The organism is Methanosarcina sp. DH1, from assembly GCF_020804205.1.
Lineage (GTDB): Archaea > Halobacteriota > Methanosarcinia > Methanosarcinales > Methanosarcinaceae > Methanosarcina > Methanosarcina vacuolata.
Genome location: NZ_WJBJ01000020.1, coordinates 24,426 through 38,299, shown reverse-complemented (window position 1 = coordinate 38,299; position 13,874 = coordinate 24,426). Strand labels below are relative to the sequence as shown.

General features: G+C 39.5%; 12 protein-coding genes and 1 CRISPR repeat array (1 of these 13 only partly in view). Of the genes, 1 reads left to right on the top strand and 11 read right to left on the bottom strand.

Annotated elements, in window-relative coordinates; genetic code table 11:
- Nucleotides 1–861: direct repeats of the CRISPR family, unit length 32 nt; unit sequence ATTTCAATCCACACACCCGCGAAGGGTGCGAC (it extends 753 nt beyond the left edge of the window).
- A gap of 164 nt (nt 862–1,025) precedes the next feature.
- The 7 genes from cas2 to cas3 form a co-directional block, all read right to left on the bottom strand.
- Complete coding sequence (gene cas2, locus FXW07_RS10560) at nt 1,026–1,313, bottom strand: CRISPR-associated endonuclease Cas2 (RefSeq protein ID WP_197078767.1); 288 nt, start codon at nt 1,311–1,313, stop codon at nt 1,026–1,028.
- Between the two features lie 13 nt (nt 1,314–1,326).
- Nucleotides 1,327–2,358, bottom strand: a complete 1,032-nt coding sequence (gene cas1c, locus FXW07_RS10555) for a type I-C CRISPR-associated endonuclease Cas1c (RefSeq protein WP_229395403.1) — start codon at nt 2,356–2,358, stop codon at nt 1,327–1,329.
- 79 nt (nt 2,359–2,437) lie between these two features.
- Nucleotides 2,438–3,124, bottom strand: a complete 687-nt coding sequence (gene cas4, locus FXW07_RS10550; RefSeq protein ID WP_048156530.1) for a CRISPR-associated protein Cas4 — start codon at nt 3,122–3,124, stop codon at nt 2,438–2,440.
- Nucleotides 3,121–3,969, bottom strand: coding sequence for a type I-C CRISPR-associated protein Cas7/Csd2 (cas7c, locus tag FXW07_RS10545; RefSeq protein ID WP_229395402.1), 849 nt, complete (start codon nt 3,967–3,969; stop codon nt 3,121–3,123). Before cas7c ends, cas4 begins: the two co-directional genes overlap by 4 nt.
- Complete coding sequence (gene cas8c / locus FXW07_RS10540) at nt 3,966–5,858, bottom strand: type I-C CRISPR-associated protein Cas8c/Csd1 (protein ID WP_229395401.1); 1,893 nt, start codon at nt 5,856–5,858, stop codon at nt 3,966–3,968. The genes cas7c and cas8c overlap by 4 nt, the downstream gene beginning before the upstream one ends.
- Nucleotides 5,855–6,526 (bottom strand): type I-C CRISPR-associated protein Cas5c, encoded by a 672-nt coding sequence (gene cas5c, locus FXW07_RS10535; protein ID WP_048156519.1) that lies wholly within the window; start codon nt 6,524–6,526, stop codon nt 5,855–5,857. Before cas5c ends, cas8c begins: the two co-directional genes overlap by 4 nt.
- A gap of 13 nt (nt 6,527–6,539) precedes the next feature.
- On the bottom strand, nt 6,540–8,840 hold the full coding sequence (gene cas3, locus FXW07_RS10530; RefSeq protein ID WP_229395400.1) for a CRISPR-associated helicase Cas3': 2,301 nt from the start codon (nt 8,838–8,840) through the stop codon (nt 6,540–6,542).
- Nucleotides 8,841–9,419: 579 nt separating this feature from the next.
- On the opposite strand from cas3, the gene rnhB reads away from it, so the two are divergent.
- On the top strand, nt 9,420–10,091 hold the full coding sequence (rnhB, locus tag FXW07_RS10525; protein ID WP_048121229.1) for a ribonuclease HII: 672 nt from the start codon (nt 9,420–9,422) through the stop codon (nt 10,089–10,091).
- 222 nt (nt 10,092–10,313) lie between these two features.
- Here the strand turns inward: rnhB and FXW07_RS10520 are convergent, their stop codons facing one another.
- The 4 genes from FXW07_RS10520 to FXW07_RS10505 form a co-directional block, all read right to left on the bottom strand.
- Nucleotides 10,314–11,339 carry a NosD domain-containing protein gene (locus FXW07_RS10520; protein WP_229395399.1) on the bottom strand — a complete coding sequence of 342 codons (1,026 nt, stop codon included), beginning with the start codon at nt 11,337–11,339 and terminating at the stop codon, nt 10,314–10,316.
- Nucleotides 11,340–11,775: 436 nt separating this feature from the next.
- On the bottom strand, nt 11,776–12,474 hold the full coding sequence (gene purQ / locus FXW07_RS10515; RefSeq protein ID WP_048121224.1) for a phosphoribosylformylglycinamidine synthase subunit PurQ: 699 nt from the start codon (nt 12,472–12,474) through the stop codon (nt 11,776–11,778).
- Between the two features lie 63 nt (nt 12,475–12,537).
- Entirely contained in the window at nt 12,538–12,789 is a 252-nt protein-coding gene (purS, locus tag FXW07_RS10510; RefSeq protein WP_048118445.1) for a phosphoribosylformylglycinamidine synthase subunit PurS, read from the bottom strand.
- 679 nt (nt 12,790–13,468) lie between these two features.
- Complete coding sequence (locus FXW07_RS10505) at nt 13,469–13,750, bottom strand: MarR family transcriptional regulator (protein WP_229395398.1); 282 nt, start codon at nt 13,748–13,750, stop codon at nt 13,469–13,471.
- Between the last annotated feature and the right edge of the window lie 124 nt (nt 13,751–13,874).

The window sequence follows — 13,874 nt, the reverse complement described above, 5'->3', positions numbered from 1 at the left end:
AGGGTGCGACGCTGAACAGATGTATTTATCGGATGTACTTCAGATTTCAATCCACACACCCGCGAAGGGTGCGACCTCAGGGCAGGTTCAAATATGCCTGGGAATGGAATTTCAATCCACACACCCGCGAAGGGTGCGACGACAATTTGAAATTATATTGATCTACGAGGTCTAATTTCAATCCACACACCCGCGAAGGGTGCGACCTGAGAAGTATAATGAGGATCAACTGGAACAACAGATTTCAATCCACACACCCGCGAAGGGTGCGACGAATGCTGTGAAGCTTTTGGACTTAGCCAAGATATTTCAATCCACACACCCGCGAAGGGTGCGACGCGTAGACGGACAAGTTGCGAATAGTTGGAGAGATTTCAATCCACACACCCGCGAAGGGTGCGACGCCCGCCATTACAGTTCCCACGCTAACTGAAAGATTTCAATCCACACACCCGCGAAGGGTGCGACATGGGCATACAGCTTGCCGTCAATCTTAGTAGGAATTTCAATCCACACACCCGCGAAGGGTGCGACTGTTTTTGTGCCCACAAACACTACACGTCTTAGAAATTTCAATCCACACACCCGCGAAGGGTGCGACGTTGTCAGACGCTCCTGCTCAAAGTGCCATCTCTATTTCAATCCACACACCCGCGAAGGGTGCGACCAGTCGCGGCATTTTTAATTTCATCTACGGTATTTCAATCCACACACCCGCGAAGGGTGCGACGATAGAAATTAACAAAGATCTCAATATCCCGATGATTTCAATCCACACACCCGCGAAGGGTGCGACAAAACGGTACGAACTGCTGCCCGGATCTACCATATTTCAATCCACACACCCGCGAAGGGTGCGACCGTAAATTTATTCAAACTATACATTAGCCAGTTGGCTTTTTAATTTTTTGGAAATATTTAAGTTATTGAATTTATTTATAAACTATCACAAAAAATAAATATTATGAATGGATCTTTCCTGCGAACCTCCCAGTAAATCAATGTTCACTACAGGTTCGCAGAGATTATGTAATTAATAAACCTTCTGGGTCGTATCCTTTTTTTGCACCAAAATGCTCTACTCGATTTTTCCAATTTTTACCCAAGTAATAAAATCTAAGGCTATCTCGCTCCTCATCCATTATATCACATAATGAATGTTTTAGCTGTGCAAACTGAGCAGGATCTACAAGGCACTCAAATACAGAGTTCTGAACCCTCTGTCCATAATTTTCGCATTCTTTTGCCACTTTTCTCAGCCTACTTTTTCCACCTTCTGATTCTGTATTCACATCATAAGTTACCAGTACCATCACTAAAAACACCTCAATTCATAAAAAATGGTGGATATCCATCAATATCTCCCCTTAAATAGCGAGCCAATAACATTGCTTGCACATACGGAATTAATCCGACAGAAAGCTTTTCATTTAAATATGGATGGGTAATTTGATCCTGTTTCCTCTTTTGCCAGGCTGCCAGTATTCCTTTCCTTCCGTCCTCAGTCATGAGGACAGCTCCGTTTTCCTTTTTGATAAAGTCTTTTCCATCGACCTGCTTGAGGTTAACCATATTCAATGCAAGGCGATCAGCCATGAAAGGCCGGAGTTCCTCCATCAAATCAAGCGCAAGACTGGGTCTTCCAGGACGGTCTGTATGGAAAAAGCCAACATATGGATCAAGTCCAACGGTTTCCAAGGCGGATTCAACGTCATGAGCAAGCAGTGTATACAAAAAAGACAGTAATGAATTCATATTATCAAGAGGAGGCCTCCTGTTTCTGTTAAATATAAAGAAGCTATCCTTTTGCTTAAGAATAAGTTCATCCAATGCGTCAAAGTAAAATTTAGCACAATTTCCTTCAATGCCGCGAAGAGAATCCGAATTTAAACATGATTCAATGCTCTTGAGGTTATCTATCAACAAATCATCAACTGAACGGATTTTGCCGGTATTTATTACATCTCCGTGGTCACGGATACCTCTGCCAAGAACAGTCCTGCAATTGACGATTTTTCCTATGATAAGGCACTTAGCAAGATCCAGAGAATCGTCTTCATTGTCTGCTTTTCGATATTGTGTACGCCGTAGAAGCACATTCCCTCTAACTTTTCCACTAACACGCGCCAGAAATTTTCCATTCGGGGTCAAAAAAGAGAGTCCAACTTTATTGTCAGTACAGAGTTGCATCAGCTGGGGACTGGCACCCATGTATGCAAAACAAACTATACCCTCAAGATTATGTATCGGAATACGAAATGTTTCAACATTTTTTACCTTAATAACGACATTCTCTCCGTCTCTAAGAAGATAGGATTCTGGAGTTGTGACATATAATGTATTCAGCAATTTTCTCATGGATATAGAACCCCTCTACTAACTTGAAGTTTGGATAAATTATATTTATAAAGATATACTTCCAAAAATTTTGATTAATTCAGAGATCGCCATTACAGGCTTCATCCATATGACTTCTGACATATTTACGGGCAGAAACAAACTTTTTCGTTAATTTCGGAACACAGACATCTACAAGAGAACAATATTTGCAGTTTCGGGATTTTTCAGCAGATGGTGTAAGCTCTTTCTTAAAGAGACAATGCATTTCATCGGACAAAGAAATCACAAGATTTCTTAACTCTTCGGTTATTTCAAGCTGAATTCTTCTCCGAATTTCGTTATAATAAAAATCAGCAGAGTTTATAGTTACATTAAACATCTCTTCAAGGCACATCGCCTGCGCACAGAGCTGCACTTCATCTCGCTCGTCAATTTTCGGTTTGCCTCTTTTATACTCTACGGGATGCATTTTCCACAAACCTTCATAACCCGGAAGAGAAATACCATTTTCAGATCGGACATACTCAATGACATCTGCAACCCCATAAAGTCCAAGTTGATATGAAACCAGTGGGAATGCTCTTGACAACATAATGTCGCCTCTGCTTTCTTTAAGGAATGGATTGTCCACACGCTCATGGAGAAAGCGGCCCTCGGTTGTCTGAAGATTTTCTTCCCACTGGCGCTCAATATGAATTAAAGCCCATTGACGCTTACAAAAATGGAAATGTTGTATGCCTGACAACGAGAGCAACTCATCTTCGGCATATTTCTTTTCGATCATAATTTCTCAATTAATTCAATACCATTCGGCATGTCATCTGCAATTGTTACTTTATAATCTGCAAAAGAACGAGAAGGCATATCACAGGAAAGCCTTTCCACCTTCACTTTATCGAAAAGGACATGAGACTGACAGCAGCCAAGTTCACTGTTATGCTTGAAAACAATAAGTTTTCTTGCAGACATTTTTCCCCTTGCTGCCGAATGATCATGCTCAAACATATTGACCAGGCTGTCCCAGAGAAGTTCAAGATCATCTTCTATAAATTCGGTCTTTTTAGCCAGATGAGCGGAGACATATCCTTCTGCGCGATACAACCCATACGGCACAATCTGTTTTTTGCCCATAGTCTGACCTTTTTCAGCATCTTTCTCATTGGTGACGGCACAACGAGTAACTGTTACTTCTTGCTGGAAAATTGGATCAATGCTGCGTGCAAAACTGAACTGTACAGGCCCTCTAACCTGACCACAGTTAATCTCTGTTGTCATTACAGCACCGAATGTCCGAATGTCAAAAAAATTCTGACACATGAATTTTGTCAGTTCGTCATCTTTGGGTTTTTTGGAATCTGGGTTTATTCCAAGGTAATCATAGGCCTTCTTGTGCTGACTATTGAGGACAGCACCGGATTTAACATAGATCTCATATCCTGCGTTTCCACTTTTCACGAGGTCAACATAATCTCTGACCTTTCTCTTAAGACAAACATCGGTAACAATTCCATTACCTGTCTGTGGATCAACCCTGGGCATATTTCCCATATCAGGATCGCCGTTAGGGTTTCCATTCTCTACATCAAACAACAGCACAAATTCATATCGATTCTTGATTATTTCGCTCATAATGGCACCTCCTTATTTGATGGAACCTCTTTTTTCGTGAAAAAAGCCTTACGTTGATGATAGTAACCAAGCATGAACATACCCTGATCTTCAAGATTCAGGTACGCAGGAAACTCATCCACGCCTTCCAGAATTTGTTCAATCAACTGATTGGACCTGAAACCCCATTCTGATTTGGCAATGTGGTGTTGTGCAAGTTTTAACAGCACAGGAAATACAACAGCGGGTGTTGACGAGGCGCTGCTAAAGTACTTACTGTTAATGGTGCTCTTCATCTCTCTGTTCGTATCATTCTGTGCCTTTTCAAGAGCGGCAAACAACCTTCCTAAACGATACGGCACACTAGAACTTTCCTCATTTAAACTCATGGTAATCAAATCCTGACTCAAATTCGATAATCCAGCTCTGCTCAATCTGAGTAGATATGCTTTGATAAAACCAGCTCTGACAAAATTTATTGAGCCATCTACTTTAACACGGCTCAGGATTGCACTATATAATGAGATAGGATAGCCTGTGTCGGTAAGAATCGAGCGCAAAATAAGACCACCAAGAAGTGGAGAAACTGTTTTTTTGTCAGAACTCTGAGGGACTGTCTCATTCAACAGGCGATATACTGAGACATATCTTGGACCATAATCATCTCTGATAACTTCCATGTCCAGATGGTGACGAGCCACTTTTTCAATCAAACTCCCAATACTGGCAACATACCAGAAACGTACAGCAAGCCGTGCATTATTGGGAGACAAACCAAGAATGTAGAAATTCGTCTCTGGATCTGTCCCAATGTCCTCTTGATTTACTTTCTTGCCGATTCTGACCTTATTGAGAATTTCCTCTATTTCTTTGACTGTGGTTATGTCCTGTACCCGAGAGCCCTCTACATTTTTTTCTTCTTTTTTCTCTGGTTCTGGAGGGTCAAAAAAGAATTTAACAAGTTCTTCACAGGATTTTTCACAGAATTTTTCACTTGTCTCAGCCCAGAAAACAACTGTAGTATCCGCAATCCTTATCCTGTTACTGGGACTTGAAAGAAGATGATTCAGAGCAGTTGTATACTTAAACATCGCGGATTCGCTTATTGGAGAATTAAAACTCTGTTCTTTTCCATAAGAACAGAAAGCATCGTTATTGAAACTGACAATGGAAGCTCCTGCCGATTGGGCCCCGACAACACCTTTTATCTTTTGATGTATCTTGGCTACCGGCTCTACTTTTCCACTTATCAGGCACTGGGCAAACGTGCTGCCAGTTTCATTCTGAGAGTAAGTTTCCCAGGCGTTTCTAACCGCACTTTTTTCATGCAAAAAATTCCCGTTACACTCAAAAACACAGTTTCCGCCAGCAAGAATATCATCTTTGTACTCTCTGGTCTTTGGATTTTCGAGGAACTCTTCTGGATTCCATCCATCCAGAAAAGAAAGGAATCCGCGGACTTCTTGATCATTAAGACCATCCAATATACTATGGTGAAGTGTTTTGAAAGCCTCAAAGCACTCTCTGGAACGCTGATGGACAAGAGTGACTTCTTTATCATTTTCCTCAAGTATTTTATAGTAATCAGTACTGTTCTTTGAATTCAAACTAAATTTCTTCTCAAATTCACTTTTTTTTACTTTTTCAACACCAAAAACATACTTTGCATTTTCACAGACGAAATATGAAAATACACCACTAGAGCGTGACTTCTGTATAGGCACTTCCATATCTTTGGGTTTTGGCTTCTTGTCATCACTTCTAAGATCAATAATATATGAAAGAGCGCCATCAGGAGAAATGACCAGGGCAAATGAGACTTTAGCGCTGCTATATCCTAGCTTTGGAATATTTGCGTTCTCGTCTTTAGCAAGAATATCATAATAGCGGCAGAGTGATTGGATGATCATGAGACTCCCCCGCTAGACAGACATTTCTGAACATCAATAACTCCGTCCACCATACAGGCGCGGAAAAAGACGGCTTTCATCTTGTCAGAAAAGTCAATATCATAAAGCATGAACCCAAGATCTTTTTCTCCTTCTTTTTTTCCAAAATAATAAGACACAGGAACTTCATTCTCAATTAACTCAAACTGAACCGGAAACTCACGACAGCCAAAATAAGGGTGATGAAAACATTGTCCTTTTCGCATCCGTCTAAGTGCGATATTGTAGTGTTTTTCGACTGTATCGTCGGGACCTGCATGGTCTGTCATCTCAAAATGAGCCTCAATAACATAGCAAACGTCACGCAAAACAAGGGAAGCCCTTTGAACAGTATCCTCGGTGGAGTCCTGATAAAGGACAACATCATTTCCTTTGAATGCAGCTTTCACGTTACCTGCAAGTATTTTTCCCGGCCTTTCGTTTCTGCGGATGTTGTCAAACTTTATCGGGTTCAAAACGTGAATTCTATCAATTTTCCAGAAAATCGCAGGCTTCCAGTAAATTGCTTCAAGAATACCTCGCGCTGCTGAGGGAGTTATGACATCATAACTTACACGTTCAACTTTCATTTCAGGTCGTGTAAAGCAGGCATAATCTCCCCATACTTTCAATTTGATTCCAAATCCCATTCCAATCACCTCCTTAAGCAATCAGCAACAAGTCGTCATCATTATATTTTCGGTTTAAAAGTCCAGTATCTTCAGAATAATAGTCATCCAATTTCTTCAAAACAAAAAATCTATCATCTATCGAAAAGATCGCATTGCTTTTTTCGAGTGCCTTGAACTCTTCTACATAAACGCTTACTGTATATCCCTGTAGATTTCGAATGTACTTCCCAGGCAATCCAGTCTGTTGAATCTGTTTGATAATGGATCTGGCTTTCTCATCATAAAGAATAATGATATCTCGCGTATCATTCTCAATAAGGTTGAATACATTGGCTACATCCTCAAACGGAAATGCAACATCCTTCAGTCTCTCTTCAAAAGCGGGCAGAACTCTCTTTTTATCAAGTCCGTCACCTTCATATGAATAAAGTTTCTCAAAATATCTATCCACAGCCGGGAGCGATAACGGGTCATCCCATTCATCAAAGACCATGCTTCCAATCTCAGCAATCCGGCTCTGCCAGTGCGTTGCCTTTCCATAATCTTCAGTAGATCGAAAAACATAAACTTCTCCAGAAGCCAATTTTCCTTCGCGGTTACATCTCCCAGAAGCCTGACAGACAGAATCAATTCCAGACATTGCCCGATACACAGCGGGAAAATCAATATCAACTCCAGCTTCTATCAGTTGGGTGGAAACAACCCGGCATTCAGCCCCTTTTCTCAGTAAATCTTTGATCTCTTTCAGTTTCTTTCTCCTATGAACCGGACACATTCTTGCACTCAGGTGATAACAACTATTTGATTTAGAAAGTTGTCCATACAGATTCTGTGCATGTTTACGTCGTGTGTTAACGATACACCGAACTTGTTTATGCGCTTTTAACTTAGCTGAAAGTCTTGCACTCAGGTGATAACAGTTATCTGATTTAGAAAGTTGCTCATACAGATTTTGTGCGTGTTTACGAGTATTAACAATACACAAAACTTGATTATGTGCTTTTAACCTGGCTGAAAGGTCACTATCGGATATATCTCCCAAATCTGCTACATGAACTCGCCTGAAAGCTTCGTACAGCTCCTGAGGTGAGTGTATAATCTCAACAGGCTTTACACGCTGGTCCAGAAGCTCATTGAGATTAGGCTGAGTAGCCGTACATATAACGACCGTTGACCCGTAATTGACTACCAGTTCAGAAAGAGCTGCAAGACACGGTTTTAAAAAGCTCGTAGGTAGCATTTGGGCTTCATCAAGAATTATTACACTCTTTGCAAGATTATGCAGCTTACGACATCGAGAAACTCTATTGGAAAAAAGAGATTCAAAAAACTGGACATTGGTTGTAACAATAATAGGAATATCCCAGTTTTCAGATGAAAGTTTCAATTTCTCCTGTGCAACATCAGTATTTTCAGATTTTTCATTTTTCGGATCGTAGTTGCTATGGTGTTCAAGCACGTTTTGGTTTCCAAAAATTTCGCGGAATATATCTGCGTTCTGTTCTATAATGCTTGTATATGGTATAACATAGAGAATTCTGTTCAAATTGTGCTTTTTCAAATGGTTCAGGGCAAATGCCATTGATGAGAGAGTTTTCCCTCCACCTGTAGGAACAGTCAAAGAAAACATCTGTGGAGGTAATTCGGCTTTCTCTATACATTGTTCATAGATTTCTCTTCGATATCTATTAATCGAATTTTCTGCAGCTGTTGAAAGTTTGGTTTTCATGTAGTTATCAAATTTTGTGAAAAGCTTATCGAACGACTCATGCTGTCCTCTGAAATAAGATTTGTCAGGTGAAATAAATCGTTCTGTATCAAGAAAATCAGCATCAACCAGGCATGAGAAGAGCATACGGGTATAAAACGAAATTGCAAATCCTATCTTATTGTTGATAGGTGTAAGACTGGGACGAACTTTGTTCAGATCTGGAACTAAAATTTCACTTTTATATGCAGAGTAATCAGATAAAAAAGGCCTTGATAAGCGTTCATCGAGTCCACACTCTTTAGTCCCATAATTGAGAAGGCCTCCATGATGCCCGGTTATGATATATTCCAGAATACGACTTTGAAATATTCCGTAGAGTTTTCTAGCTTCTTGTGCGCCTGCAGTAGAATGATCGACTCTGATCTTGACTCCGTCTAAACGTCTCTGAAATTCGGGGGAATATTTACCAATATCATGCAGTAAACCCGAAGCATATCCAAATTGTTCTGCATTGAATTCTCTAGAAAATCCTGAGGCAATATCTGCTACATTTTCCAGATGAACTTTTAGGGGTTGCCAATCAGACTTATCTTGTCTGTCTGTAGAGTGGGCATAGTACATAGTTATTTCACTGTGCTCTTTTTTGTACCTCGACTTTGCTTCTTATGATACAGAGGCAGGCCATATAATTAATATAAATATCATGAGTGAAAAGTTAAATATGGAAGATAAAATATCATTTTTTAAGGATGTACATCAGAAGATATTCAGGATTCCAACTAAGAAAGAAATGTCACTATATTGGAAAAGCTTCCTAATTCTTTAAACACCTTGAAATCTGCCTCGGCTCTTTAACTTCCACAGTCTTCTTTTAAAATAATAAAGTAAGTTTCCTTTAAGATATTTAACAGTTAAGTTTTTCTATTTCACCTAGTATTTATTTAAAAGTAAAAATATAAATATCACATTATATATAGTTGAAACTTTATAATATTTGTTTCATAAAAAACCTGCTAATTATCTGTGAGAAACTAAAAATGAGAAGTGAAACTGCATCAAGCTATTAAGTTCAAATTAATGAAGGTTTGTTTTCATAGGATTCTAATAGAGCTCCATATTAATACTTTGTAAACTATACCTTTACCTACTTTTATAAATAATAAGAAGCTCTCTTTCTTCAAATCAGGAGGCAGCCGAAAAATGATGATCGCAGGAATTGATGAAGCCGGAAAAGGCCCTGTAATCGGGCCCATGTGCATAGGAGGCGTAAAAATTGAAGAGTCCAGAGCCCATATCCTTAAAGTCCTGGGAGTCGCAGATTCCAAGAAACTGACACCAAAAAAAAGGGAGCAGCTCGCAACTCAGATTAAAAAACACGCAGATGGCTTTTTTGTTCTTGAGGTCAGCCCTTCCCAGATTGACGAACTCCGCAAGATCATGACAATGAATGAAATCATGGTGGTCTGTTTTTCAAAAGTGCTTGAACAGCTAAAACCTGACCTCCTATATGCCGATGCTGCTGATGTCAATGCAGAGCGTTTTGGAGCTAACCTACGCAGGCAGTACGCAAAAACCAGCCCTGACCACGCAAAGGAAATAGATATAATTTCCATGCATCAGGCCGACGCTATTTATCCTGTTGTATCGGCAGCCTCTATTATTGCAAAGGTGCGCAGGGATGAGCTTATCGAAGAACTCAAGAAAGAATGGGGCCTCGACTTCGGCAGCGGTTACCCCTCAGACCCGAAGACAAAAGAATTCCTGTTGAACTGGGGAAAAGAGCACTCCGGGGAGTTCCCTGAAATAGTCAGGCAGTCCTGGCAGACTGTAGAAAATATCAGGGAAGAACTGAAAAAAGCCGAACTGAAGTGAATATTCGGGAAACTAAAAAAGGAGAGCTGAAAAAAAGGAGAGCTGAAAAAAAGGAGAGCTGAAAAAAAGGAGAGCTGAAAAAAAGAAAAAATTAAAAAGAAATCAAGCTGTTTTTGTTTTTGAGCTCTCACCAGCAAAAGTTTAGCAGATTTCTTTATTTAGTACTCTTTACGACATTCCAGTGTAATTGCTACTTATATTTCATTACTTAGATCTCATATTTCATTGATTATTTGAGGAAACGTTATTTGCCAGAGGCATGTAGTCTATGCTTCCAGTTGTCTGGTTAACAACATAAGGAGTGTCACCTATACCATTTCCGTCAGCATCTGTTCCATTATAATCTTTCCACTTATTGCCTGCTGAACTGCTGTTCCAGGAATTCGTTCCTTCATCCACTGCATTGATGAAGTTGAAGAATTTATTGAGGAAAATCATATTACTGGTAGCCCCTCTAAGATATATTCCAAGGCCATTCATGGAAAGGCTGTTATTAGTCAGAGTATTAGATTCTGCCATATTTTCAAGTACTACTCCATAACTGTTTTTTGAAATGGAATTGTTTTCAAGCATGTTAGTTCTTGAAGTGCCAAGCAGGAGTCCTATATCGTTTGATTTTGCAGTGTTATTCATGAGAGTATTGTTAGTAGAGTTATCCAGCAGGATTCCCTCGTCATTTGTCTCTACCAGGTTGTTTGACAACTTGTTTTCGTTCGATCTGGAAAGAATGATGCCTGTCGAGCCAAGACATATCTGATTGTTGTCAAGGAAATTGCCTTGAGAATTTTCGAGGCCAATGCCGACATCATTTAACATCAGAGTATTGTTACTTAAGGAACAGCCCTGCACGCCTTCAAGGTAAATCCCGACTTCCTTATAAGCATCAATTCCTGAAGGACCTCCCATAATATGGAAACCGGTTATTTTCACGTTATTTGATTTAATACCGAAGACGTCATTTGCCGGGATTGCGCCTATGACATAGGTACGGTTCGCCCTGTCGCCCGAAACATCAGTTTTTGAGACAATTGCAAGTTCTTTAGTTACATTTACATTTTCTATGTATATGCCAGGGCTTACAACAATCGTATCCCCGTTCTGTGAATTATTGACAGCCTCTTGAATCGAAGTATAATTTTCTCCCCCGTTAATTCCTACGGTAAAAACCGCAGCATTTGCCTGGGTAGCTGTTGCACCTAGCACAAGAAGAAAGATTATGCAGATGTTTTGGATTGATTTCCCTTTCATGAACTAATACTCCCCTTAATTCTAAATTATATATATAGAAATACAATTTTTGTTTTTATAATAACTCGTATGAATAATAATCTCTAATAATAAAATGATTTTGAAACATATTTTCTGAAAAATAAACCTGAATTTGTTTTTACCTGTATAATCAATAGGTCCACTTGATATCGAAAATTGAATACAATGTCAAAAATATTAAATTTTGAGTCCAGCATGATTGTCTGAGAAAAAAATAGAGGTCATGAAAAGGAATTCAAGACAGATATAAGAGATTAACATAGGAGTGTAAAAGAGCAAATTCGTAAAACTGGATAAATTATGTTAAAAACAAAAAAGTCCAGAAAAATAAAAGTAAAGAAAAATACGGAAATGTAGGAAAATAAAATTGAAATATCCCAAATTTTTATAAATTTGTATAAATTTTAAGAGGTTCTTAGAAATTCTCAGAAATATAATCCACCATGGACTCGAAAACCCGCAGACCATCGTCTGAACCCAGGATTGACTCGGAGGCTCTCTCTGGATGGGGCATGAGACCTAAGATATTTCTTGAAGTGTTTACAATTCCTGCAATATTTTCTAGGGAACCATTAGGATTAGCTGCATCCGTTACTTTTCCGTTTTCATCCACATAGCGGAAGACAACCTGCTCGTTTTCGTCAAGTTCGGCCAGAGTTTTCTCTTCGGCATAGAACTGACCTTCCATATGGGCAATAGGCATTCTGATAACCTCGCCTTTCCTGAACTTCGAGGTGAAAGGTGTATCAACGGTCTCTACCCTGAGGTTAGTCCAGTGGCAACGGAACTTTGGGTACTCGTTAGTTGTCAGAGCTCCTTCAAGCACCCGGGCTTCGGTAAGAATCTGGAAGCCGTTGCAGATTCCAAGCACAGGCTTTCCTTCGGCTGCAAGTTTTTTTACTGAGTTCATTATTGGAGTGCGGGCTGCAATTGCTCCTGCCCTGAGATAGTCCCCATAGGAGAAGCCTCCAGGGACGACGACTCCGTCAAAACCTGTCAGATCTTCCTGTTTGTACCAGACAGTCTCGGCGTCCACACCCACAACGTCTTTAAGGACATGCAGGACGTCCTGGTCGCAGTTTGTGCCTCCGAACTGAAGTATGGCAATTTTCATTTTTTTCCCTCAATTTTCAAAGCTTTGGCTTTTTCTTATGCCTCAATTGCTTATCCACACGCCTCAGTTAAGTTCCTTGAGCTCGATTGTATAATTATGGATAATTGGGTTTGCAATTAGTTTCTGGCACATCTCATCAACTTTCTGGTTTGCAATCTCGGCAGACTCGGCCTCAAGCACGATTTCATACAGCTTTGCGGTCTTTACGCTGCTGACCTGATAGCCAAGTTGTCCGAGAGCCCTTTTTGCGGTAGTGCCTTCAGGGTCAAGCATACCTGCTTTCTGTTCAATTCTAACTGTTGCCTGGTACTGCATTTATAAGCCTCAATTTTAAATTTTGAAATTAACTGAATGTCCCCGCTTTTCGGGACTCGAATGCGGGATTAAATAAATAGGTAAATTTCAGTTTGCACTATAATAATTATAAGGGGTTTGATTTATTTTTTGGCGAGAACTATAGTGTAGGTTTCCCGAATATATCTTTTGTTTATTTTTGGGCGTTAGCTGGTTTTTAACTCGCCTTACCAGCGCCGATTTCAAGGGAAATAAGGATAAAACATATTTAATCTTATGGGTTTCAATTTGTTTTGGCTACCAGCTGGCTAAGTGCTAAAAATAGAGATTTTGGTAAAGTACTGAATACTTGTAGGTTCCCTAAATACCATTGAACTTGTCATTTTCCGTCTCCCCTCTAAAACTCAAAACTTCCTCTAAGATTCAAAAATCATTTTAAAATCCAAATATTACTCTAAAAATTTAAACCTACTTTTAAAATCCAAATAATTTACTGGCCCCTGGGGCAACAAATAATACTTTAAAAACGTAGACATGGCCATATTATGTCAAACTTCACTGGAAATAAACACCATTGCTGGAATTTTGTTTAGAAAGCGATAAAACTACGTGAAAACAAAGGAAACAAAAACAAAGGAAACAAAAAATCAAAAAATAATTTTGGGAAGCTTTAACTTCCCTTGATTCTTACTACTCAGATTTAGTTCAATATCTGATTAATTTTGCTGTAAAAATCTATAATAACACTAGTTGCCTCATTTTCCATATTCAGCTGAAAAGTTCGGATTTGCTTACCCAGGGGTTTTTCCTGAACAATGCCTGAAAGAACCAGAGGTGTGATAACCCTTGATACGCTGGAATGAGACAGGCCAGTTTCTTCAGCTATTCCTGAAAGATAGGTTGGCTCTTCCTGGTTTTCTATCAAGTTCTTAAGAACTGTCATCTGTGCGGTTTTTCCAAATATTTTTTCCATTGAATCCATTGATATCATCTCAGAGGTGGCTATTCTCTATAAGTGATTTCCAGTCCCAATAACTGTTGACGGTTAATAAACCTATCTTCTAATTTAATAGGTTAGAGGTCTGTACAAATTCCTAATATTTGGA